The organism is Gemmatimonadota bacterium (assembly GCA_016714015.1).
Taxonomy (GTDB): Bacteria; Gemmatimonadota; Gemmatimonadetes; order Gemmatimonadales; family Gemmatimonadaceae; genus Pseudogemmatithrix.
Window position 1 is genome coordinate 1,293,985 of record JADJNZ010000001.1, and the last position, 22,949, is coordinate 1,316,933.

Genomic DNA, 22,949 nt, shown 5'->3' on the forward strand with positions numbered 1-22,949 from the left:
CGGTCATGGTGTCTGGCGCTGTGCGTGCTGGGGGCCTGTGGGCGCAGTGACTCGGTCGAGCGCCCGCCGGTGGCTGCGGCCTCGACGTCCGCCGCTCCCCTGACGACTCCGCGCACGAGCGGAGACGTGGTGGACGCCGTTCCCGCGTTCCTCGCGTCATCGTGCGTCTCGGGTGATCCCGTCGAAGGACTCGTCTGGTCGTTGGACTCCGTGGCAGTCCCGTCGGTGCCGGCGACGGCGCTCGAGACGCTGTCGCCCCGGGATTCCGCGCTGCTCGCCGCGCGCATCGCGCGCATGGTCGACGTGCTGCCGGCCGACACGTCGTCCGCCGAGTTCACGGGACTCCCCGTCACGGTGCAGTCCGCCTGGCGCCTGGTGCCCGCGGACGGCGACACGACCATCGTCGCGCTCGCGGTGCGGCGCATTCCGATCGAATCGGCACCACGCGAAGAGCGCGTCACGATCGTCGCGGCACCCGGGGCCCGGGCGGGTGTCCGTGCTCCCCTCGTGGAAGGCTGGGTGTCGCGCGAGATCGGGCGAGAGGAAGAACTGGTCGCGCGCGAGTTCGGGGGCGCTTTCGTGTCGTCGGACGGGATCGCGATCGCGTTCATCGAGGACACGGACGCTGGTGTACGTCTCGCGGTCGTCTCGCGTCGGAGCGGACAGTGGATCTCGCAATGGGCCGGCGCGCGCGCCACCTGTAACGCGCCTGACGTTCCCCGGGACCGTCCCTAGGACCGCCCGAGCTCGGCCGGAGCTGCGGTGCGGCCGCGCTGCAATGCGAGCAACAGTAGCGTCAGCACGTACGGAAAGGCGGTGAACAGCTGGTAGGGCAGCGCGAGGCCCGCCGCCTGGAAGAGGTACTGCAAGGCGAAGGCGCCGCCGAACAGCAGCGAGGCGCCCGCCGTACCCCAGACGGACCAACGGCCGAGCACCACGATCGCGATGGCGATGAATCCGCGTCCCGCGCTCATGCCCTCGCTGAACGTGCCGACCTGCGCGAGGACGAGTGTCGCACCGCAGAGCCCGCCCATGGCTCCGGTGAACGCGAGCGCCGCGAGGCGAACGCGTGCCGGAGCGATTCCGGCCGCCGCCGCCGCCTCAGCGTGCTCCCCCGTCGCGCGAAGCGCGAGCCCCGCGTGCGTTCTGCGGATCCACCAGGCGAGCGCCGGCACGAGCAGGTACAGCCCGTAGGTCGGCAATGGCTGGTGGAACAGCGTCGGGCCGATTACCGGGATCTGCGACAGTCCTGGCAAGGCGATCGGCGCAACGGTCGGCGTGCCGAGCGCCGCACCGCCCGTGCCGAAGAGGCCGCGGTAGAGCGCCCCGGTCAGGCCCAGCCCGAGCATCGTCACGGCGGTGCCGGCGATGATCTGATCCGTCCGGAGGCGCACGACGAAGAAGGCGAAGACCGCGGTCAACAGCATCCCTGCGCCGATCCCGCCGGCGAATCCCGCCACCGGACCGGCGAGGCCGCTGGCGACGAGCGCACCCAGACACCCCGCGATGATCGCCCCCTCGAGCCCAAGGAAGATGACCCCGGCGCGCTCGGCCACCTGCTCACCCAGCGCGGCGAACGCCAGCGGCGTCGCCGTGCGGATCGTCGCTTGGAGGAACGGCACGAGGATCGCTTCCATCACGCTTCCTCAGCGCGCGCGATTGCCGCACGGGCACGGGACTCCGCCCCGAGCTGCGTCGCCGCCAGGACGACCAGCACGGTGAGCGCCACGAACACCTGCACCACCACGCTCGGCACGCCGGCATCACGTTGCATCGCGGCCGCGCCGGCCTCGAGTGCGCCGAAGAGGATGGCGCTCGCGATCACCCAGCGCGGATCGAGTCGCGCGAGGAGCGCCACCGCGATCGCCGTGTAGCCGTATCCGGGGGAGAGCCCCTCGTACAGGGCGAAGGTGACGCCACCGACCTCCGAGGCTCCGGCGAGGCCGGCCAGCGCACCACTCAGCAGGAACATGCCGAAGGTCGTGCGTGCCACATCGATGCCGCCGGCGCTCGCCGCCGCGCGCGCCCCCGCCCCCACCAGTCGCACGCGGAGTCCGGACGCGGAGAATGCGAGCCACGCCCACGCGCCGATCGCGAGTACGATGCCGAGGGCGAATCCCAGATGGAGACGCTGTCCCGGGATCAGGAAGGGCCAATGCGCCTGCGACGCGAAGGTGGGCGACTGTGGATACACGTGCGTCGGTTCCTGCAACGGTCCGCGTACCATCCACCCCACGAGCGCGAGCGCGATGAAGTTCAGCATGATCGTGCTGATCACCTCCAGCACGCCGAACCGTCGTCGCAGCACGGCCGCGATACCGGCCCAGCTCGCGCCTGCCGCCGCACCCGCGACGGCCATCGCCGCGACGAGCACGGGACGCGGCAGTGCGTCCAGGCCGAGCGCGACCGCACTCGCCGCGATCGCGCCGACGATGAGTTGGCCCTCGGCCCCGATGTTCAGCACGCCGGCCCGGAAGGCCAGGGTGACCGCGAGTCCCAGCAGCAGCAGTGGGGTCGCGCGTACCAGCGTTGCCGAGAGGATGGCGTACGACGACCCGAAGGCGCCGTCGAGCAGGGCGAGGAGCGCGTCCGTCATGCCGCTCCCGTCATCGCGCGCGTGAACGGTGTGCGGTCATCCGGATCGTCAGGCCACGGGATCTCGCGCACCGTGCCTTGGTAGCACACCACGACACGGGAGGCGACCGCGAGCACCTCGTCGAGGTCGGAGGAGTGGAGCACGACGGCCGGATGCGCGTCGCCGTCCGGTGCGGCGATCTCATCCAGCACTCGGGCGGCGGCCCTCAGGTCGAGCCCACGCGTCGGGTTCTCGGCGATGAGTGCGAGCGCCGCCTGTGCGCGCTCGCGGCCGATCACGAACTTCTGCTGGTTCCCGCCGGAGAGCGAGCCGGCCGGTGCGCTCGGTCCCGCCGCGCGGACGTCGAATCGGGTGAGGATCCCGCGGGTGCGCGTCGTCGCGTCGCGGTGATCGATCCGCCCACGCAGGCGGCCCGCGTCGGCCAGCAAAATGTTCTCCGTGAGCGACAGCGCCGGGATGATCGCATCCTCGAGACGGTCCTCCGGGATGAATCCCACCTGCGCGGGGCGCGTCACCCGCCCGACGGTCGGGGTGAGTCGGCCGGCCATCACGCGGAGGAGTTCCCGCTGACCCGCGCCTTCCACGCCGAGCACGCCCAGGACCTCTCCGCCGGCCACGGAGAGCGAGACGTCGCTGAGGCGGCGGATGCCGCGGGTATCGTCGTACGACACACCCTCGAGCGCCAGGACGGGTGGACCGACGAGCGGTCCGCGCGCGGCGGGCGCGCGAACCGAGGCGGCCGCGGCATCGCCGGTGAGCGCACTGATCACGTCAGCCTCCGACAGCGCGGCGCGCGACCCGGCGAGCGTGGTCCTTCCGCGTCGGAGGACCGTGATGTCGTCCGCGATCGCGAAGGCATCGCGCAGCTTGTGCGTGATGAGCACCACCGTACCACCGTCGTCGGCGAAGCGGCGGAGCCAGCGCAACAGCTCGGCGGCCTCGGCTGGAGCGAGCACCGCCGTCGGTTCATCGAGGATCAGGATGCGCGCATCGTGTGCGAGTGCCTTGACGATCTCGAGCCGTTGCTGTGCGCCCACCGGGAGCTCTGCGACCTGCGCGGCGGGATCGAGCGCGAGGCCCGAGGCGGTCCCGATCCCGCGGATGCGCGCGTCGACCTGTGCGCGCACCAGACGTCCGCGTCCCCCGAGCGCGACGTTCTCCGTCACGGACATCGCGGGTACCAGCATGAAGTGCTGATGGACCATGCCGAGCCCTCGGGCGATCGCGTCGCGACTCGAGGCGAGTCGCACCGGTTCGCCATGGATGCGGAACTCCCCGGCGTCCGGCGACAGCAGGCCGAAGGCGATCCGCATGAGCGTCGTCTTGCCAGCACCGTTCTCGCCCAGGAGCGCATGGACGGTGCCGCTACGCACCCGACACGAGGCACCGTCGAGAGCCACCGTTCGGCCGAACGTGCGGTGCACGTCCGTGAGTGTGAGGGCGTCCGCCGCGGTCACAACCCGGTCGGTGCGTCCACGAAGCTCCACGGCAGACCGTACTGCTCGGCGAGATGCGAGGTCAGGGCGCGGACGCCGAGGGTCTCGGTCGCATAGTGTCCGGCGTACAGGATCACCAGGCCACGTTCGGGCGCGTCAACGGCGGTCCAGTGTGGTCCTTCGCCGACGATGAGTGTGTCGATCCCCGCAGCGTATGCCTCTCGCAAGGTCTCCACCTGCGCGCCCGCCCCGGAGCAGATGGCCCATCGGCGCGTATGATGTCCGTCGGGGATCGCGGAGGCGACAGCGTGGTGCCCGTGCGGGGTAGCCCAGTCGCCCACGCGTGCGAAGAGGTCGCGCGTGTCGAGGTCCGCCTCGCCGCGCACGCCGCAGTCGATGTTCTGGTACCGGGCGAACCCGGCCGTGATTTCGAGACCGAGGGTGCCAGCGAGGAGTCGGGAGTTGCCGAAGGTTCCGTGAGCGTCGAGCGGGAGGTGTGCCGCGTAGAGGGCCAGATCCGCATCGAGCAGGGCACGCACGCGGGTCAGGTGCGGACCGGTGAGGGGCTGCAGCCCATTCCAGAACAGGCCGTGATGGACCAGCAGGAGGTTTGCGCCGGCCGCGGCGGCGGCCACGATCGTGCGGTGCGAAGCGTCGACCGCGGCTGCGAGTCGCGTGACAGGGCCGCGATGGTCGACCTGCAGCCCGTTCAAGGCCGACGGATAGTCGCCGATCCGACCCACGTCGAGCAGTTCGTCGAGATGGGCGCGGATGGTCTCGATCGCCACGCCGGTCACGGCGTTGGCACCGGCGGAAGGACCATCTCATGGCGAGCGAAGCGTCCGCGCACCGAGTCGATTCCGGCGAGGACCCCGGCCGGCACGGCCGTGATGGCCGGGTTGGCGACCCAGCGCACCGCGTCGCTCGAGGTATCGAACCGGACGACGCGCGGGACAAACGTGCTGTCCTTCACCTCGCGCGCCAGCAGCAGGAAGGCATGCGGGATGTCGATGACCACGGAGCCGAGGGTGACGGATGGCGCGATGGCGTTCTGGTCGGCATTCGAACCGATGATCCAGGTGCCGCGCGATTCGCGGACCGCCTGGAAGACGCCGAGTCCCGCGGCGTCCGCATTCTGGAACAGGACGTCCGCGCGTCGGGCGATGTGGGCGAGCGCCTGCTCCTTTCCGGCGCCGGCGTCATCCCAGTTCCCCAGGTACGCACTGAGCACGGTGACGTCCGGTCGCACACTGCGGGCGCCGTCCGCGAAGGCGCGGAAGCTCGCCTCGACCGGTGGCAGCTCTGTCCCGCCGATGGTCGCGAGGACCCCGGTCTTCGTGACCGAGGCCGCTGCGATGCCGGCGAGGTAGGAGGGCTCGTCGAACGCGAAGGAGAGCGCGGCGATGTTCGCGCCCACTCCGGTTCCGCCGGTGGTGACATAGATGGAGTTCGGATACTCCTTTCCGACGCGCTGTGCGGCGTCCTGGAACTCGAATCCATGTCCGATGACGAGCCGGTATCCCTTCGCCCCGTACTGCCGGAAGTTCTCCTCGAACTCGGCCGGGGTGCGCGTCTGGATATGACTGATCTCCGCGCCCAGCGAGTCGCGGATGCGCTCAAGACCCCGATACGCCGCGCCGTTCCATGCCTGATCGGAGATCGGGCCAGGCGTCAGTAGCGCCACCTTGAACTCGGCCGTCGCGGGAGGAACTTCCTTGTTTGCACCGCAGGCAAGGAGACCGGCGAGGGCGATGTGGACAAACGAGCCACTTCGCAGGTATTTCCGGGTGCGCATATTTCGTAAATTCTTGTTTAGCAATGTTTTAAATAGACACAAGAAACAAATGAATAACACCAACAAATCCTGTGGAAATACCTGATTCTCAGTCCTTCTGTGGCTCTGTAGTGCCGCTTTACTGCTGCGCCTTCCGGCCGGCCTTCGCGTCCTTCGACTCCCGCGAATCATCGCCTCGGCTCACGAGCACGAGCTCCGTCATCTTCACCGAGCCGTTGATGCGTGCGCCCTCCATGACCACGATCGAGCGAGTGCTGATGTCGCCGTTGACGACCGCCGAGCTTTGGAGCTCCAGGCGGTCCGATGCCGCCACTGCCCCGTCGACCAGCCCGCCGACGACCACTTCGTTCGCAGTCACATCGCCGTGGATCGCCCCCTGCTTCGCGAGCATCACCTGTCTCGCGCGGCGCACGCTCCCGTCGATCCGGCCTTCCACCTTGAGGACGCCGGTGCATTCGATGTCTCCCGTGACGACCGTGCCGGCCGAGATGATCGAGAGGGTGTTCTCGCCGGCGGCGCCCTTTCCTCCGCGCCCACTGCTGTCGTCCTTACCGAAGATCGCCACGGATCGCTCCTGTTCGTATGGGATCGTGCTAGCGCACGATGGGGTTCGCGGACTTCTCCGCCGTATCGCGTGACGTGGACGGCACTCGCGCGGCTTGTGCCGGTTTCGTCCGGCTCGGCGCACGTGAGGTGTCGGTTGCGGGCGTGGCTCGGGTCGCCCCGAGCATGCGTTGCACCTGGTCGTACGCCAGTTGCAGCTCGGTGAGTCGCGCGCTCAGCGTATCGATCTGGGTCGCCTCTCGTGTGAGGACGCCGATCCGGTCCTGCAGCATCGGCACTCGCATCGCCTGCGACCACGTCCAGCCGATCGTCACCACCGCCACGACATACAGCATGAGCATGGGGCGGGAGAGCGCAATTGCGAGTCCCCGCACCTGCCATGGCCGCAGGACGTAATGCCGGTGCGCGAGTCCGCTTTCCCGGTGCATGTGTACGTACAATGCGCCCGACGCCGGGTCGAGAATGCTGCCGTGCGCATCCTTCGCGCCGGTCGCCTTCACGGGACGCGGGGTCAGGTTCCGGCTCATCCGAGACGACCGGCGCCGAGCAGTAGTTCGAGGAGCCGGTCGAAGTCGTCCGCGCTATAGAACGGGATCCGGACCTCGCCGCGTTCCTTCGCCGTCTGGGTGATCTTCACGTCCGTGCCCAGGTGCTTGCGCAACTGGTCCTCGAGATGCCGCACCTCCGCCGATCGCGCGTCGGGCGTCGCGGTCGGCGCGGTCGAGGAGGTACCTTCCCGCGTGGGCGTCCGGGCGGTCTCACGGACCCGCCGCTCGACTTCACGTACCGATAGGCCCTGCGCGACGACTTCGCGAGCGAGTTCCGCGATGCGCGCATCATCGCCGACGCCGAGCAAGGCACGCGCGTGCCCGACGGTGAGCTGCCCGTCCCACACCAGGCGCCGCACCGTCGCTGGCAGTGCGAGCAGGCGGAGCGTGTTGGCGACCGTCGAGCGATCCTTGCCGACGATGTCCGCGACCTCCTGCTGCGTGAGCGAGAAATCACGGATGAGCTGCTCGTAGCCCTCGGCCTCTTCGATCGGGTTGAGGTCCGACCGCTGGAGGTTCTCGACCATCGCGAGCGAGAGTAGCAGCCGATCATCGACATCCTTCACGATCGCCGGGATCTCGGTCCATCCGATGCGCTGGGCCGCGCGGAAGCGCCGCTCACCGGCGATGAGCTCGAATCCGCCGCCGCGTGGGGCGGGACGGACGGTCACGGGCTGCAGGAGACCGCTCACGCGAAGCGACGCCTCAAGGTCGCTCAGCTCTTCCGGCTTGAACTCCTTGCGCGGCTGCAGGGGATTCGGGCGGATCTGCGCGAGCGGGATGTTGCGCAGCGGAGAGACCGGTTCGGTCACCGGACGAGCGGTCGATCCCGAAGGGGCGGCGTCTCGTGTGGAGTCGCGCGACCCCTCCCGTCCGGAAGCGTCGGGCCCGGCCTCATGCCTTGTGGGTGTGCGCGCCAGAAGGGCTTCGAGCCCCCTGCCGAGCCTTCGATTCTTGTCGACGCTCATGATCGGTTTCGTGGGATCAAGAAGTAATGTAAGCTCTGATATGACAACAGGTTAACTGTATATTGCGTACGAGATTCCGTCAGATTGACCCAACGTGGTCCGTGCCATTCACTGACGCGTCTCTCGTGCTCGATCCCATCTCGATGAGTTCGCGCGCAACGCCCATGTAGGCTTGAGCCCCGACCGAAGCGACGTCGTAAAGGATGATCGGCTTCCCGAAGGACGGTGCTTCGGCGAGGCGAATATTGCGAGGGACCACCGATTGGAAGACCTTCGCGCCGAAGTATTCGCGCGCGTCCGTCGCTACCTGTCGCGACAAATTGAGACGGGCGTCGTACATGGTTAGGACGACGCCGTCGATGCCGAGTGACGGATTGACGCCTTGTTGGACCAAGTGCACCGTGTTCAGGAGCTGGCTCAGTCCCTCGAGGGCGTAGTACTCGCACTGCAGGGGAATGAGCAAGGCGTCAGCCGCCGCGAGCATGTTCAGGGTGATCAGCCCCAGCGAGGGGGGGCAGTCGATCAGGATGTAATCGTACTGGTCGCGGACCCGCTCCAGCCCTCGTCGCATCGCGAGCTCGCGCTCATCTTCCGACACGAGTTCGATCTCGGCACCCGCCAGGTCCGGCGTCGCCGGCAGCACATCGAGGTGCTTGAACTGGACGCCGCGGACGATCGCTCCTTCGATCCGGGATGCGTCGAGGAGAACATCGTAGACCGTCTCTCCGATCTCGTCGCGCACGAGGCCTATTCCGCTGGAGGCGTTTCCCTGCGGATCGCCATCGACGAGTAGCGTGCGTTGCTCAGCGGCCGCGAGTGAGGCGGCGAGGTTCACGGCGGTCGTCGTCTTGCCGACGCCACCCTTCTGATTGGCGATTGCGATGATGCGGGCCACGAATGTCCTGGAACGAAAGAAGAAGGGGTGAACCGGCGAATATACCGGCTCACCCCGGGACCTACCAGACCGAATGTTTCACGTGAAACAACAGTCTCCCCACAACTGGTTTCGTTTCACGTGAAAAACTCCTCCGTCAGCACGCGCTGGAGCTCAGCGCCCAACGAAGCTGAACCGGACTTCGATGGAGACGATCACCTTGAGCACGCCGCTTTCGATCGGCGTCTGCACGTCCGCCGCTTCGGACGCGCGCATCACCATCGAGGTCATCACCATCGGTCCTGGAGGGCTTCCGGTGCTCGGGCTCGCGATGATCTCGATGACCCCTCCCACCCGCCCACCGGCGGCATCGGCGATGGCGTCCGCATCCGCTCGAGCCCGGGCCACTGCCTTCCGCATCGCCTCCCGCGTGGCGGACTCGGTGCTGGAGGCGAAGAACCGAAGCCCCCCCACGTTGGTCGCGCCTCTCGAAAGCCCAGCATCGATCACGGTCCCGATCAACGAGATCTGGCGCACCTCGACCTGAATGCTGTTGTGGGCCTGATAGCCCACGACCGTCGGACGACCGCCCTGGGTCGGGTACTCGTATTCCGGGTTGATGCTCACGCCTTGGGTCTTGAGTTGGGCCGATGCGATTCCGACGCGGCGTAGCGTATCGAGCACTGCCGCTTGGATGCGCGCGTTCTCCGTGCCGGCGGACGCAGCCGTGCGGCCCCGCGTCTCCACTGCGAAGGTGATCACCGCCCGATCAGGCGCGATTTCGACCTCTTCCGTCGCGGTGGTGACGATCCGCGCCTCGGACGCGGAGCTGACCTGCGCGGGCAGCACTCGAGTGCCGAGCAGCAGCAAGCCGAGTACGAGCGAGATTCGACGGGGCACGACCGATAGCGCGGAGACCGGCCGCACGGAGGAAGGCGCAGGACGGGGACTCGACATCCATGACTCCTTTTAGTAACTATGTGGTACTTATTAGACTAACACCCGGACGGGGTGATGGGCACCCGCATCCAGACGACCGTGCCCTTCTATATGTACACCGCGGGATGCACACCGCAGGACCGAGGCGTCACGGACGAAGGCGACGCCAGACGAATGGCGCCTCCACCCCTGCCCCTCGTCGAGTCAACAGATACAGGGGCCGCTCCGGATACTGCGCCGCGATCTCCGCCTCGCGTCCGGGCAACCAGCGGGCATAGACGTTGCCGTCCTGAGCGAGTCGGAACGGTGCCAAGTGCGAGAACCCGCTCTGATCCTCCCGGATCCGGGCCTCGCAGATCGGCGCGTACGCGAGCCCCGGGAGCAGGCGCTCGGTGAAGTCAGGGGAGCGGTCGCTCTTCACCAGCCGCGCCGAGTCCGCCTGGAGCGGCGCCAGCCGAGCCAGCGCCTCCGTTCCGCGGACGCCCTCCCGCTCGAGCGCGCCGAGCGCCAGTTCGAGACGGCACGCGTCGGCATTGCGGTAGAGCACCTCGGTGTCGCTGCGCGAGAGGCCGAGCGTCCACATCCGGATCACGAGTTGCGCGCCCCAACTCTCCTTCACGAGGACGAGCGCCCCCGTGACGCCGGCCGCTCGCGACGCTGTCGCGATGTCGACCCGCATGCTCGTCATCCCGTTCCGGTACTGCGGCACGCGGACCATCGCGAGCGAGAGCGCAGCATACGCTGCGCCGGACACGAGCGTCGCCCGCATGGCGAGATGCAGCCCGCGAGCCGAGGGGAACCGCTCGCGAAGGACGAGCGGAAATCGCGCGCACCAGAGCACGAGGACGGGGAGCAACGGCACCATGAATCGGGGACCGAGGTAGAACCCGTCATGCCAGTAGGCCCAATACCCGGCGATGACCAGTGCCGCGGTCGCGAAGAGGTATCGGTCCATCGCGGAGAGCGCGCGTCGCCACCAGAGCGCGCCTGCGGCCAGCAGCAGTGCCGGGAACGGCGTCTCGAACAGATAGACCGAGAGTCTCGTGAAGTAGAGGCTGATGAGTTCGAGACCGCGCAGCGGCGTGTGGATCGGACCCCATGGTGAACGGTGGAAGCCAATCCCGTGCCCGGCGCCCCACAGCAGGTCATAGCCGAAGAGGAAGGGCTTCCCGGTCGTCCGTGCGTTGACCCAGAGGAGGAACGCCATCGGCATCGCCACACCGAGCCCCGAGAGCAACAGCGCGACGATCGGGCGTCCGCCACGCCGCGCCCTCCAGAGCAGCCAGACGGCCGCCGGCAGGGCGAACGCTGCGGCGTCGACCGGCCGGATCGTCGCGGCGATGCCCAGCCCGAGACCGGTGATGAGTCCCCAGACCGGTGACGCATCCTCGCGCGCCGTCGAGCCCGCCAGCCCTGCCATCGCGACGAGCAGCCAGAGCAGCGTGGTCGCGTGGTTCATGTGCGACCCGAACATGAAGGCGCCGAACGGCGCGACGGTGAAGAGCAGCAGCGCGAACCGGTGCCATCCCCGTGGCGCGCTCGGTTCGAGCACCCGTAGCAGTCGCGCGAACAACAGCACGGAGAACGCGCCGGCTAGGGGACCCACGAGCCACTCCGCGCCGACAGCGGATCCGAGTGCGAGCATCGCCGGCCCACCGGCTGGGAACTGGCTGTAGGTCCGGTCCCCCAGATCGACCAAATGCAGGATCGAGAAGAACTCACGCAGGGCGGGCGTGGGGACCGACAGATGCCCCTCGGCGTACCATCGGGCCTGGAGGACCTGCACGATCTCGTCGATGAGCAGCGGCTTTCCGGTGAAGACCTGCCGCGCGATGATCGTATAGAGCGCGAGGGCACCCGCGGCGACCCCCGCGATGAAGCCCCGGCCCGCCGACCCCACACTCGACCGCTTCGGCACGCGGTCCAGCAACAGCCGCGCGCCTGCGCGTCACGAACGCCACGAGCCCGCCGATCCCCGCGCAGAGCGCGAGGCCGTACGTCCAGTCGAGCAGTCGCGCCGCGTACTCGCCGTCCACCTCCCCTCCCGGCAGCCAGTTGGCGAGTGGGAGGAGCGACAGGGCGAGCACGGCGATCGCGATCAGCCGCGTTGCCATCGATCCACTTCGAGCACGAGGTTCTGCAGATCCGCGGGACTGATGCCCGGGATGCTCGCCGCCTGGGCGAGCGTGCCCGGGCGCCGCTGCGCCAGCTTCTGGCGGGCCTCGACGCTCACGGTCCGCATGGCCGAGTACGGTGCCTCCGCCGGCAACGCGAAGCCGCCGAGCTGCTTCAAGCGCGCGGCGGCGACGCGCTCGCGCGCGAGATAGCCTGCGTACTTGAGCTCGAGGTCGGCGGTGATGACGGCCTCCGGCTGCAGCGCGAGTCCGACACCGGCGGCCACGAATAAGTCACGAAGTGCCACTTTTTGTCGCTTCGCGACCTCGAGGATCGGGACACCATGCTGCAGGCCGCGCTCCCCGGCCCGGTCGAGGACGGCCGCCGCCGCGCTCGGGGAGATCGTCACCGATCGGGCGAGCCGCTCGGCCTCGGACTCGTCGTCGAGTCGCCGATCCGCCAGGGCACGTTCGGCCTCGGACAGCAGGCCCAGGGCGCTGGCGGTGCCATACAGCCGGCCGAGGGCATTGTCCTGCCGCACCGTGAGGCGGAACTCGGATCGCGAGGTGAAGAGCCGGTAGGGTTCATCGACGCCGCGCGTGATGAGGTCGTCGACGAGCACCCCGAGATACGACGTCTCGCGTCCGAGGACGAGCGGGTCCGCGTCCAGCGCGTGCGCCGCCGCGTTCAGGCCGGCGACCACTCCCTGCGCCCCGGCCTCCTCGTAGCCTGTGGTCCCGTTGATCTGACCGGCGAGGAAGAGGCCGGGAAGCACGCGCGTCGCGAGCGTCGACACGAGCTGGGTCGGCGGGACGTAATCGTATTCGATCGCGTAGCCGGGGCGGGTCATCACCGCCCGCTCGAGCCCCGGGATCGTGTGCAACATCGCGCGCTGCGTCTCCTCTGGGAGCGAGGTCGAGAGGCCGTTCACGTAGAACTCGGGGGTGTCGAGTCCCTCGGGCTCCAGGTAGAGCATGTGGCGCTCGGCTTCGGCGAAGCGGACGACCTTGTCCTCGATGCTCGGGCAATATCGCGGACCTCGGGCGCCGATCGCACCACCGTACATCGCCGACTCGTGGAGCCGTTCCTGCACGAGTGTCCTGAGCGCCTCCCCCGTGTAGGTGATCCAGCACGGCAGCTGCTCGGGATGACGCGTGCTCATCCCCTGTCGGCGGGGCACGGGCCAGAAGGCCGACCAGGAGAAGTCGAAATCCTCGATCTCGCTGTCCTGGCGCTGGAGCTGATCGAGGTCGACCGAACGGCCATCGATCCGTGGCGGGGTGCCGGTCTTGAAGCGAGCCGTGGTCAGCCCGAGGTCCGCGAACTGCTCGGCCAGGGTCGTCGTGGCGGCCTCTCCGGCGCGCCCGCCACCGATGCTGTGGGTCGTGCCGATGTGGATGCGACCGCGGAGGAAGGTCCCCGTGCAGATCACCACGGCACGCGCCTCGAGTCGCAGCCCCTCGCTCGACTCCACGCCCTCGATCCTGCCGCTCGCGCCGAGGAGCAGGCGGGCCGCGGTACCCTGCACCAGAGTCAGCCCGGGTCGCGCCTCGACCAGGTCACGCACCGCGCGTCGGTAGAGCCCGCGATCGGCCTGCGCGCGCGGCGCCCAGACGGCCGGGCCCTTGCCGCGGTTGAGCATGCGGAACTGCAATGTCGCGAGATCGGTCGCCCGCGCCATGATGCCGCCGAGCGCGTCGATCTCGCGAATGACCGTCCCCTTGGCGACACCACCCATGGCGGGATTGCAGGAGAGTTGGCCGAGTGTCTCGAGCGACGTGGTGAGCAGGGCGACGCGCGCGCCGCGGCGCGCGGCGGCCACGGCGGCCTCGGTGCCCGCGTGCCCACCGCCGATCACGACGACGTCGAACCCCTGCGCCGAATGCCGCACGCCGATAATCTACTTGCAGCGCCACGCCCACTCGACCGGACCCTTCCGATGCCCCTTCCGCTCATCCACAACGCGCCGACCCTGATCATCCGGCGTCCCGCCTTCGAATCCGCCCAGCTCACGCGCGAGATGTTCGACACCTGGCTCAACCTGACCCCCGACGAGTTCCGGGTGGAGCAGTCGGTGATCTGCATCGGGCCGGTCTGGGACGAGGCGGCTCTGGGGGCGCTCGTGAATGCCCTCGAGGACAAGGGGCTGGTGTACTTCGACGACTTCCTCGAGATGAGCGGGAATCTCCCCGAGTGGCTTGGCGTGTGGGTCGGGGAGCCGCGGTCGTAGCGGCGTCCGGGGATCGAAACGGAAAGCGGGGGGCGGCCATCGGCCGCCCCCCGCTTCTGCCTTCTACGCTCTGCTCTTCTATCGCAGGTACTTCCTGAACCACGCCACCGTCTCCGGCCACGCCTGCCGAGCGGCCGCGAGGTTCGCGGTGTCCGCCTGCTGTCGCAGGAAGCCGTGACCGGCACCGGTGTAGACGCGGCTGACGAAGGTGCCGCCGATGGCCTTCATCACGGAATCGGCACGGGGAATCGTGGCGTTCACGCGCTGGTCGTTGCCGCCGTACAAGCCGAGGACTGGAATCCGGACCGTCGCGATCGCCGAGTCGGCCGGCGAGGCGCCGTAGTACACCACGGCGGCCGCGAGGCCGGGCGCATTGAACACCGCGTGATTGAATGATGCCGACCCGCCCCAGCAGTAGCCGACGATGCCATAGGTCTTCTTCGCCGACGGGAGCGCCATCCCGTAGCGCGCCACCGCGGCGACCATCGCGTTCATCTTGTCCGGCGAGACGTTCCGGATGAGCGCCGTCGCCTGCGCCGTGGCGATGGTGTCGGTCGTGGCTCCCCCCCGTTCGATCGACAGCAGGTCGGGCGCGATCGCGATGAAGCCATCGGCCGCGAGCTGATCGGCGACGCTCCGGACCCAGGTCGACAGACCGAAGATCTCATGCACCACCACCACCACCGGCGCATTGTCGCGCCGCTCGGGGTAGACCACCCATGCGGCGATCGAGTCCTTCGCCCCACCGGCGGTTGGGATCATGGCCCACTCGCCGTGACGTGTGGAGGCGGCAAGTCGGGCCGCCGCATCGGCCGCACCTGGCGCGATCCCGGGGGCTTGCTGCATAGCCTCCCCCAGCACGGCGGGTCCATGCGTGGCCCCGCCCGACATCTCGTGGTCCGCGTGCTCATCCGCTGCGGCGGCGAGATTGGCCTGTTCGGGCGTCAGGCGCTGCGCGGTGCAGGCGCCGAGTGCAAGGAGCGTGACGGGAAGGAGGAGCGACGGCTTCATGCGGGGGAGTCTCCGAGGGTGAGGGCGGGAACGCGAATGGGGATGGCTTCTCGCCACCCCCATAACGTGCCATCGTGTCCCGCCGTTCGTGAGGGCATGAACCCTAGGCGAGGGCCGGGCGCAGTTCGGGGAAAACCTCGATGCTGAACCGCTCGGCGATCACTTGGCGGGCCCGCGCGACGATCTCGTCGGTCGAGGGGCTGTCCGCGTACATCTGAAGCGCCCGCGCCCGGAGCTCGGCGGCGGTCGGCAGATGCGGGAGGTGCGGCAGGTGCTGCTCCAGTTCGTGCCACGCCTCCTCTGCGCGCGTCTGGCCTGCTGCGAGCTTCGCCCGAAGCTCGATCACCTTGGGGTGCGCATCGAAGCTCTCCCGTGCCTGAGCGACCTGCGCCGCCACCGTCCCGGGTGGGAAGCGTTCGGCGAGCTGCCGCGCGACGCGCTCGAGGACCGCGGCGCCAAGGCGGCGTTCGTTGCGGACGACCTCGACCGGCGGTTCACCGAGATCCCAAACGAGCCCAGCCCAACTCATCACCTTGAGCGCGTAGTAGGTCGGGTCGAACTCGTACCAGCGGAACCCCTGACGCGTGGAGCGCTGGTACGCGTGATGGTTGTTGTGCCACCCCTCACCAAGCGTGATGATCGCGAGCCACCAGTTGTTGCGTGAGGTGTCGCCCGTGACGTAGCGCTGCTTGCCGTGCACGTGCGCGAGGGAGTTGATGAAGAACGTGCCATGGTAGAGCACCGCGGTGCTCAGGAAGAAGCCGATGAACAGGCCGGCCCACCCATCGATGAGGAAGCAGGCGATGGCCAGCGTGATCCCCGGGATCAGCTGGTGCTTGTCGAGGAACATCAGCTCCGGATACTTGGTGAGATCGGGGACCTCATGGAGCCGCGTCTCGTCGTGCTTCTTGTCGAAGATCCAGCCGACGTGCGAGTAGAAGAAGCCGCGGTGGAGCGGCGAGTGCACGTCGTCCTCCTGGTCCGAATGCCGGTGGTGGTGGCGATGCAACGCCGCCCACCAGAGGACCGACTTCTGCGTGGAGCTCATCGCGAGAAAGGCGAAGACGAACTGCATGACGCGCGACGTCTTGAACGACCGGTGCGAGAAGTACCGGTGGTATCCGGCGGTGATCCCGAACATGCGGGCGACGTAGAGCGCGACGGCGAGGAACACCGAGGTCGTCGTCACCCCCGTCCAGATGGCCGCGAGCGGCGCGAGGTGGACGAAAATGAACGCCGCGGTGTTCGGATAGATGATGTCGTCGTGGTACTCGGAAACAGCAGCGCTCACGGTGTCGTCCTTACGGATTGTTGAGAATGCTTATCAACACAATCTAACGCATCAGGTTGCGGTCTCATACCAATGCATCACGCGGCCTTCCATGTGATACACCGGCGCCCACGGAGGCCCGGCGACCCACCCGACGTGTCCCCCCGATGCGGTAAAATCGATGCGCAACATCGGGTTCCGTGATGCCGTCTCCCGCACTCGATCGAGGACGACCGGGGGGAGGAATGGGTCATCGACGGCCGAGTACAGTAGTGTCGGCACCGCGACGTCCGGCAGGAATCCGATCGAACTCGAGCGTAGATAGTAGTCGTCCGCACCGCGGAACCCGTGCACGGGACCGGTGAAGACTTCGTCGAACTCCCAGAAGGACCGCGCGGTCAGGAGCCGCACGCGGTCCACGGGCAGGTCCCGATGCCGCTCCAAGGCGGCGAGCGCCTTGGCGCGCAGGGACCGGATGAAGTGCCTGACATAGATGCGGGACAGGCCTTGCTCGAGGTAGCGGCTTCCGGCCGCGAGGTCGAACGGCGTCGAGACCGCGGCGGCGCGCACGATCTCGCGCGGCGCACGGGTTCCCAGCTCGCCGAGCCACTTCAGGAGGACGTTCGCGCCGAGCGAGACTCCGAAGAGATGGATGGGGCGGCCCGGCCGTTCCGCGGCGATCCGCCGGATGACGAACTCGGCATCCGTGGTCTCACCCGAGTGGTAGAGCCGAGGCGAGTCCGGGATGCGACCGTCGCAGGTCCTGAAGATGAGCATCGCCGCACCCCAACCACGCGCACGCGCCAGATGCATGAGACCCTGGGCGTACTTGGAGCGCACGGTTCCCTCGAGTCCGTGGAGCAGGACGATGATCGGCGCGTCCGGCGTCGCGGGATCGAGGCGCGCGACCGAGACGCGATCGCCATCCGGGGTCGGCCACGACTCGATCCGGTCGTGCGCCTCCGGCAGACGCCGGGCGAGCTTTCCCCAGATGGTCGGCAGGTGGGGCCCCGGCAGCCACCAGGCGGGCCGGAACGGCGGGTGATTCGACAGGGACGACTCGGTAGATTGTGTGATGGATGCCCGGGGCCATCGTGCCCTGCCCCGGGAACGAACCGTGCAATATCGGGGGACGACCGGGTGGAAGTGCAGGTGTTCGGGACCCAGAAGAGCCAGGACACCCGACGAAGCCTTCGCTTCTGGAGCGAGCGTCGGGTGCGGGTGCACTTCGTGGATCTCAAGGAACGCGCGGCGAGCAAGGGTGAGCTGCAACGCTTCGTGCAGAAGTTCGGACTGACGCCACTCATCGACAAGACCTCGCGGCGGTACCAGGACCTGGGGCTCGGCGCCTCTCGACTCTCCGATGATCGTTGGCTCACGCTCCTCACCGAGGAACCGCTCCTGCTCACCACGCCCCTGACCCGATTCGGCAGCAAGCTCACGCTCGGCGTGAACGAGGCCGAGTGGACCGCGTGGATCGACGCGGAGCGCACCAAGTGATCTGGGCCTGGAGCGGGTTCCTCGCGTTCATCGCCGTCGTGCTCGCGCTCGACCTCGGTGTGTTCAATCGGAAGTCCCACGCGCCGACCCTTCGCGAGGCGATGATCTTCACCACGGGGACCGTGGTGATGGCCGGGCTGTTCGCCGTGCTCGTGTACTATGCGTACGAGGCGCATTGGCTCGGCCTCGGCCAGGCGATCGATGCGGTGGACGGGCAGGTCAACGGTGGGCGCCTGGCTTCGGTGAAGTTCCTCACCGGCTACGTCGTCGAGCTCAGCCTTTCGATGGACAACGTCTTCGTCATCGCGCTGATCTTCGAGCACCTGAAGGTCCCGCTCATGTACCAGCATCGGGTGCTCTTCTGGGGAATCCTCGGGGCGCTGGCGATGCGGGGCACGATGATCGGGGTCGGTGCGCAGCTCGTGGCGCGCTACCACTGGATCCTCCTCTTCTTCGGCGCCTTCCTCGTCTTCACCGGCGTGCGCATGCTCTTCCAGAGCACGCAGGAGCACGAGGAGGAGGTCGAGAGCTGGGTCACGCGATGGCTCCGGCGCCATTTCCCGGTGACCGACCGCTTCCACGAGCAGCACTTCGTCGTCGAGTTGAACGGGAAGAGGTTCCTCACGCCGCTTGCGGTCGCTCTCGTGCTGGTGGAGACGACGGATCTCATCTTCGCGGTGGACTCGATCCCCGCGATCTTCGCGATCACGGCGGACCCCTTCCTCGTGTTCACGTCGAATGTCTTCGCCATCCTGTGCCTGCGCTCGCTCTACTTCGGCCTGGCCGGCCTGATCCAGAAGTTCAAGTACCTGAAGGTCTCACTGGCCCTGGTGCTCGCCATCGTCGGCGTGAAGATGCTGACGGCCGAGTGGATCAAGCACTGGTTGGGTGATGCTTCCAACTTCTGGCTCCTCGGCGTGATCTTCACCGTGCTCATCGGCGGCGGGGTCGCGAGCTGGATCGCCGATCGCCGGCCGGGAGCGGCGTGAAGCGCGCGCGCCCCGACGTGCGGACGCGCGCCGCTCGCCTGGGCCTCGTGCTGGTGGCGGTGTTGCTCGGCGCGTCCCCGGCGGCGGGTGCCGCGCAGGCGCCGGTGCGGGTGATGAGCTTCAACATCCGCTACGGCACGGCGAACGACGGGGTGCATGCCTGGCCGAATCGTCGGGCCGCCGTGCTCGCGACGATCGAGGATCACGCGCCCCACCTGCTGGGCGTGCAGGAGGCGCTACGCTTCCAGCTCGACGAACTGGGGCGCGGATTGGGGCGCTACCGGGAGGTCGGCGTCGGTCGTGACGACGGCCGTCGGTCCGGCGAATACACTGCGATCCTGGTGGACACTTCGCGGTTCACGATCATCGATGAAGGGACGTTCTGGCTGTCCGATACCCCGGGAGTGCCGGGCTCGATGCATTGGGGGAACCGGATCACCCGGATCACGACTTGGGTGCGGGTGGTGGACCGAGCGACGGGGGACTCGGTGCGGGTCTACAACGCGCACTGGGACCACGAGTCGCAGCCGTCGCGTGAACGAAGCGCGAAGCTCCTCCTCGAGCGCCTGCAGGCGTCGCCGTCCACGACCGACGCCGTCCTCGTCCTGGGGGATTTCAACTCAGGGCCCTCGAACCCGGCCTTCGTGACACTCACGACGGATCCGGGCGTCCAACTGCGGGATGTGCACCGCGAGCTGGCGACGTACGAGCAGTGGGGCGGGACCTTCAACGGCTTCAGAGGCGACCGGTCGGGAGAGAAGATCGACGCGATCCTGGCGACCCCTGCGTGGCGCGTGGTGGACGCGGGAATCGACCGACGCCGCTGGGGATCGCTGTGGGCTTCGGATCATTTCGCCGTCTGGGGCGTGCTTCGCCTGCGAGGTGGACTTTAGGACATGGATATCAACTGACTCGTAAGTACATCTTGCATAACCATTTATCAATTTCTAGAATATGAAATGCCAGCACAGAACAGAACGGGACCCTTCGACATTGCGCTCGCCCTCCGACTGACCGAACCCGCGGGGACTCTGGAAGGCCTCGCCACCGAACTCGGGGTCGTTCCAAGTCAGGTACACGCTGCGATCGGTCGTCTCAGCGTCGCGGGACTACTCCGCCCCGGCGCAAGGGGAACCAATGCCCGCGCGCTCCTGGAGTTCCTCACCCACGGCGTCCGCTTCGTGTTCCCCGCCCCTAAGGGTGTCCTCGTACGCGGCATCCCGACCGCGTACTCGGCCCCCCCGCTCTCGAGCGAGATCGACCCGGTCGACGTCGTCGTCTGGCCGGCTCCACTGCACCCCGCCGCCGTCCAGGGATTCAGTCTCGCGCCGCTCTACCGCGCGGCCCACGGACTCGTCGATCGCTCACCCGCGACCTACCGTCTGCTCGCGATCGCCGACGCACTCCGGCTCGAAGATCCCGGCGTCCGCGCTATCGCGCACGCCCGGCTGGCGCAGTTGCTCGGGGTACGCGGGTAGCCGCACGAAGGGAGTCGACCGCCGCGCGCCGCGCGCAGCCGTCGAGATGGTCGTTCACGAGCCCCATCGCCTGGAACAGCGCGTACATCGTAGTCGGTCCCACGAATCGCCACCCCCGCACCTTCAAGGCCTTCGACATCGCGGCGGACGACTCCGTCGCCGCGGGGATCCGCGCGCGCACGACCCGCGCGGTCCGCTCCGATGCCGGCGGTTCGAAACTCCAGATGAATCCCGCGAGCGAGCCGAACTCCGCACACAGCGCCTCGTACCGGCGTGCGTTCTCGATGACCGCGGTGATCTTGCCGCGATGCCGCACGATGCCCGCATCGTCGAGCAGGCGCGTGACATCCCGTGCGCCGAAGCGCGCGACCTTCGCGGGGTCGAATCCCGCGAACGCCGCTCGGAAGTGCTCGCGCTTCCGAAGGATGGTGAGCCAGCTGAGTCCCGCCTGGAACCCCTCGAGCGACATCTTCTCGAAGAGTCGGACCTCGTCAGTGACCGGCGAGCCCCACTCGGTATCGTGGTAGCGAACGTACAGCGGATCGGTGCCGCACCACCAGCAGCGCACCACGCCGTCCGCATGACGCACGAGTCCGTCGGCGAGCTGCGCCATCAGGTGAAGCCGCGCTGTGAGACGAACTCCGCCACCGCCGCCGGCTCCTCGATGACCTCCAGCCAGCCGGGTCGCAGGGCCAGTCGTACCACCATCGCCGCGCCGTCGGTCGTGATCGCCATGGCATCGGTGAACTGGCACGAGGCGACCGCACCGTCCGGGATCGGAAAGCCGGGGATCGCACTGAACTGGATCGTATGGTCGGGTCCGAGGTCCGGTCGCGGCTCCAGCCAGGTCTCGCCCCGGAAGAGCGCGACGTCGTTCGCATCCGAAGTGAACGAGGAATCGCGCGCGGGCACATCGGCCGCGTCGGGGAGGAAGTCGGCGACGAGGCAGGAGACCTCGAACCCGGGCTCGATCACAGCGGCGTCCACATGGGCTCGCACCGTGCCCCCGTCGCGGAGCCGGACGTGGAACTCGCCCTCCGCGAGCATCCACCCGGCCCACCCGCGTCGGAGTCGGCGGAGCGCCTCGAGCGAATCGGTGTCGGCGATGAAGGAGTAGTCGCGGAGTGGCACGGCGGAACGATATCCCGTCGGGCGCGCGACTAGAAGACGGCGAGGACGACGCCCACGACGACCAGGATGCCGACGACGTCGAGCGCGAGCCCGGCACGCGCCATGTCCCGCACCGAGAGTTCGCCGCTCCCGAAGACGATGGCGTTGGGCGGCGTCGCCATGGGCAGGGCGTAGCCGACCGACGCCGACAGTCCGACGACGAGCATCACCATCAGCGGCGGTTGGCCGAGTGCCTGCGCCAGCGAGACGGCGATCGGCATCCCCATCGATGCCGTGGCCGCGTTGGAGGCGAGTTCCGAGACGATCACCGTCGCGGTCGCCACGCCGATGAGCACGAGCGGGAGCGGCAGTCCTTGCAGGCCGGACATCCAGACCCCGATGCGCGCGGCCAGGCCGCTCGACTCCATGCCCGCCGCGAGCGAGAGGCCACCGCCGAACAGGAGCAGCACGTCCCATGGGATCTCGCGCGCTTCCTTCCATGTGAGGAGCGGACGTTCGCCGCGGTCCCGCGTCCGTCCGGGGATCAGGAAGAGCGTGATGCCGCCGATGACCGCGATGCCGGCATCCGTGAGGCTCGGCATGAGCGCGGTGAGCCCGACGATGTGCAGCGATCCGATCTCCTTCGGCTCGCGGAAGAACCAGGCCAGCGCCATCGCGGCGAAGACGAACATGACGCGACGCTCACCGCCCTCGAGCCGACCAAGGTCGGTCCGCCGCTTCGCGAGCATCGCGAGGCCGTCCGCGCCGAGCTCGACGCGCTCACGGTGGAAGACGAAGACGAGCAGGATCCAGCAGGCGGGGAGAAGGATCATGGTGATCGGCAGCCCGTAGCGCAGGAACGTGAAGAAGTCGAGGTTGATCCCCGCGAGGTCCTTCGCTGCGCCAGCGAGGATGAGGTTCGGGGGCGTCCCGAGCAACGTCCCCATGCCGCCGATGCTCGCGGCGAAGGCGACGCCGAGGAGCAGCGCGACGCGCTGGCTGCGCGCGGCCTCCCCATCGCCGAAGAGCGCGCCGATCGCCATCGCGATGGGATACATCATGGCCGCCGTCGCGGTGTTGGAGATCCACATCGACACGAACGCGGTCGCGAGCATCACGCCCAGCACGAGTCGCCTCGAGCTCGTCCCGACGCGCCCGATGACGCCGAGGGCGATGCGATGATGGGCATGCCAGTGCTCGAGCGCGGCCGCGAGCAGGAAGCCGCCGAGGTACAGGAACACCACCTCGTTGGCGAAGCTCGACGCCGCCTCCTTGGTGGTCGCCACGCCAAGCGCCGGGAAGAGCGCGATCGGCAACAGCGCCGTAACGGCGAGCGGGAGGCACTCGGAGATCCACCACGTCGCCATCCAGACGCCGACGCCGAGGACCGAGGCCGCGGGTCCCGAGAGCCCGCCGGGCTCAAGGGCGCGTACCACGAGTCCGAGGAGCGGTCCCGCGAGGAGCGCGACCAGGCTGGCCGGCGAGAAGGCGCGGACGGCAGGAGCGGGCGAGGGGATTTCCATCGG

General features: G+C 68.4%; 24 protein-coding genes. 6 read left to right on the forward strand and 18 right to left on the reverse strand.

The window, feature by feature from the left end:
- The first annotated feature begins 129 nt into the window (after nucleotides 1-129).
- Nucleotides 130-735: a hypothetical protein gene (locus tag IPJ78_05520; protein MBK7906008.1), complete on the forward strand. Its 606-nt coding sequence runs from the start codon at nucleotides 130-132 to the stop codon at nucleotides 733-735.
- Here IPJ78_05520 and IPJ78_05525 read toward each other — a convergent pair.
- The 12 genes from IPJ78_05525 to mnmG form a co-directional block, all read right to left on the reverse strand.
- Nucleotides 732-1,637 carry an ABC transporter permease gene (locus tag IPJ78_05525; protein MBK7906009.1) on the reverse strand — a complete coding sequence of 302 codons (906 nt, stop codon included), beginning with the start codon at nucleotides 1,635-1,637 and terminating at the stop codon, nucleotides 732-734. The genes IPJ78_05520 and IPJ78_05525 overlap by 4 nt on opposite strands.
- On the reverse strand, nucleotides 1,637-2,596 hold the full coding sequence (locus IPJ78_05530; protein MBK7906010.1) for an ABC transporter permease: 960 nt from the start codon (nucleotides 2,594-2,596) through the stop codon (nucleotides 1,637-1,639). The genes IPJ78_05525 and IPJ78_05530 overlap by 1 nt, the downstream gene beginning before the upstream one ends.
- Nucleotides 2,593-3,969 carry an ATP-binding cassette domain-containing protein gene (locus IPJ78_05535; GenBank protein MBK7906011.1) on the reverse strand — a complete coding sequence of 459 codons (1,377 nt, stop codon included), beginning with the start codon at nucleotides 3,967-3,969 and terminating at the stop codon, nucleotides 2,593-2,595. The genes IPJ78_05530 and IPJ78_05535 overlap by 4 nt, the downstream gene beginning before the upstream one ends.
- An 80-nt stretch (nucleotides 3,970-4,049) precedes the next feature.
- On the reverse strand, nucleotides 4,050-4,805 hold the full coding sequence (locus IPJ78_05540) for a Nif3-like dinuclear metal center hexameric protein (GenBank protein MBK7906012.1): 756 nt from the start codon (nucleotides 4,803-4,805) through the stop codon (nucleotides 4,050-4,052).
- A gap of 20 nt (nucleotides 4,806-4,825) precedes the next feature.
- Nucleotides 4,826-5,827, reverse strand: coding sequence for a BMP family protein (locus IPJ78_05545; protein ID MBK7906013.1), 1,002 nt, complete (start codon nucleotides 5,825-5,827; stop codon nucleotides 4,826-4,828).
- A 118-nt stretch (nucleotides 5,828-5,945) separates the two neighbouring features.
- Nucleotides 5,946-6,392, reverse strand: coding sequence for a polymer-forming cytoskeletal protein (locus IPJ78_05550; GenBank protein ID MBK7906014.1), 447 nt, complete (start codon nucleotides 6,390-6,392; stop codon nucleotides 5,946-5,948).
- Nucleotides 6,393-6,420: 28 nt separating this feature from the next.
- Complete coding sequence (locus IPJ78_05555; GenBank protein MBK7906015.1) at nucleotides 6,421-6,891, reverse strand: hypothetical protein; 471 nt, start codon at nucleotides 6,889-6,891, stop codon at nucleotides 6,421-6,423.
- 23 nt (nucleotides 6,892-6,914) lie between these two features.
- Nucleotides 6,915-7,751, reverse strand: coding sequence for a ParB/RepB/Spo0J family partition protein (locus IPJ78_05560; protein ID MBK7906016.1), 837 nt, complete (start codon nucleotides 7,749-7,751; stop codon nucleotides 6,915-6,917).
- A gap of 235 nt (nucleotides 7,752-7,986) precedes the next feature.
- The gene (locus IPJ78_05565; protein ID MBK7906017.1) at nucleotides 7,987-8,802 is read right to left on the reverse strand and encodes a ParA family protein; all 816 of its coding nucleotides are present in this window, start codon (nucleotides 8,800-8,802) and stop codon (nucleotides 7,987-7,989) included.
- A 153-nt stretch (nucleotides 8,803-8,955) separates the two neighbouring features.
- Nucleotides 8,956-9,651 carry an SIMPL domain-containing protein gene (locus IPJ78_05570; GenBank protein ID MBK7906018.1) on the reverse strand — a complete coding sequence of 232 codons (696 nt, stop codon included), beginning with the start codon at nucleotides 9,649-9,651 and terminating at the stop codon, nucleotides 8,956-8,958.
- A 217-nt stretch (nucleotides 9,652-9,868) separates the two neighbouring features.
- The gene (locus IPJ78_05575) at nucleotides 9,869-11,638 is read right to left on the reverse strand and encodes a hypothetical protein (GenBank protein MBK7906019.1); all 1,770 of its coding nucleotides are present in this window, start codon (nucleotides 11,636-11,638) and stop codon (nucleotides 9,869-9,871) included.
- 180 nt (nucleotides 11,639-11,818) lie between these two features.
- Nucleotides 11,819-13,726: a tRNA uridine-5-carboxymethylaminomethyl(34) synthesis enzyme MnmG gene (gene mnmG / locus IPJ78_05580; GenBank protein ID MBK7906020.1), complete on the reverse strand. Its 1,908-nt coding sequence runs from the start codon at nucleotides 13,724-13,726 to the stop codon at nucleotides 11,819-11,821.
- Nucleotides 13,727-13,774: 48 nt separating this feature from the next.
- On the opposite strand from mnmG, the gene IPJ78_05585 reads away from it, so the two are divergent.
- Entirely contained in the window at nucleotides 13,775-14,065 is a 291-nt protein-coding gene (locus IPJ78_05585) for a hypothetical protein (GenBank protein MBK7906021.1), read from the forward strand.
- A 78-nt stretch (nucleotides 14,066-14,143) separates the two neighbouring features.
- Here the strand turns inward: IPJ78_05585 and IPJ78_05590 are convergent, their stop codons facing one another.
- The 3 genes from IPJ78_05590 to IPJ78_05600 form a co-directional block, all read right to left on the reverse strand.
- Entirely contained in the window at nucleotides 14,144-15,076 is a 933-nt protein-coding gene (locus IPJ78_05590; protein MBK7906022.1) for a dienelactone hydrolase family protein, read from the reverse strand.
- 103 nt (nucleotides 15,077-15,179) lie between these two features.
- On the reverse strand, nucleotides 15,180-16,385 hold the full coding sequence (locus IPJ78_05595) for an acyl-CoA desaturase (GenBank protein MBK7906023.1): 1,206 nt from the start codon (nucleotides 16,383-16,385) through the stop codon (nucleotides 15,180-15,182).
- A gap of 33 nt (nucleotides 16,386-16,418) precedes the next feature.
- Complete coding sequence (locus IPJ78_05600; protein ID MBK7906024.1) at nucleotides 16,419-17,186, reverse strand: alpha/beta hydrolase; 768 nt, start codon at nucleotides 17,184-17,186, stop codon at nucleotides 16,419-16,421.
- Between the two features lie 300 nt (nucleotides 17,187-17,486).
- Between IPJ78_05600 and IPJ78_05605 the strand changes: the two genes are divergently transcribed.
- The 4 genes from IPJ78_05605 (at nucleotide 17,487) to IPJ78_05620 (ending at nucleotide 20,313) form a co-directional block, all read left to right on the forward strand.
- A complete protein-coding gene (locus IPJ78_05605; GenBank protein MBK7906025.1) occupies nucleotides 17,487-17,846 on the forward strand; it encodes an arsenate reductase in 360 nt (119 codons plus the stop codon).
- Nucleotides 17,819-18,835: a TerC family protein gene (locus IPJ78_05610; protein ID MBK7906026.1), complete on the forward strand. Its 1,017-nt coding sequence runs from the start codon at nucleotides 17,819-17,821 to the stop codon at nucleotides 18,833-18,835. The genes IPJ78_05605 and IPJ78_05610 overlap by 28 nt, the downstream gene beginning before the upstream one ends.
- Nucleotides 18,832-19,728 (forward strand): endonuclease/exonuclease/phosphatase family protein, encoded by an 897-nt coding sequence (locus IPJ78_05615; GenBank protein MBK7906027.1) that lies wholly within the window; start codon nucleotides 18,832-18,834, stop codon nucleotides 19,726-19,728. The genes IPJ78_05610 and IPJ78_05615 overlap by 4 nt, the downstream gene beginning before the upstream one ends.
- A 288-nt stretch (nucleotides 19,729-20,016) precedes the next feature.
- Entirely contained in the window at nucleotides 20,017-20,313 is a 297-nt protein-coding gene (locus IPJ78_05620; GenBank protein ID MBK7906028.1) for a hypothetical protein, read from the forward strand.
- Here IPJ78_05620 and IPJ78_05625 read toward each other — a convergent pair.
- The 3 genes from IPJ78_05625 to IPJ78_05635 are packed head-to-tail and all read right to left on the reverse strand — an operon-like array spanning nucleotide 20,267 to nucleotide 22,946.
- Complete coding sequence (locus IPJ78_05625; GenBank protein MBK7906029.1) at nucleotides 20,267-20,926, reverse strand: DNA-3-methyladenine glycosylase I; 660 nt, start codon at nucleotides 20,924-20,926, stop codon at nucleotides 20,267-20,269. The genes IPJ78_05620 and IPJ78_05625 overlap by 47 nt on opposite strands.
- Nucleotides 20,926-21,444: a hypothetical protein gene (locus tag IPJ78_05630; GenBank protein ID MBK7906030.1), complete on the reverse strand. Its 519-nt coding sequence runs from the start codon at nucleotides 21,442-21,444 to the stop codon at nucleotides 20,926-20,928. Before IPJ78_05630 ends, IPJ78_05625 begins: the two co-directional genes overlap by 1 nt.
- Nucleotides 21,445-21,473: 29 nt before the next feature.
- Nucleotides 21,474-22,946 carry an SLC13/DASS family transporter gene (locus IPJ78_05635; protein MBK7906031.1) on the reverse strand — a complete coding sequence of 491 codons (1,473 nt, stop codon included), beginning with the start codon at nucleotides 22,944-22,946 and terminating at the stop codon, nucleotides 21,474-21,476.
- Between the last annotated feature and the right edge of the window lie 3 nt (nucleotides 22,947-22,949).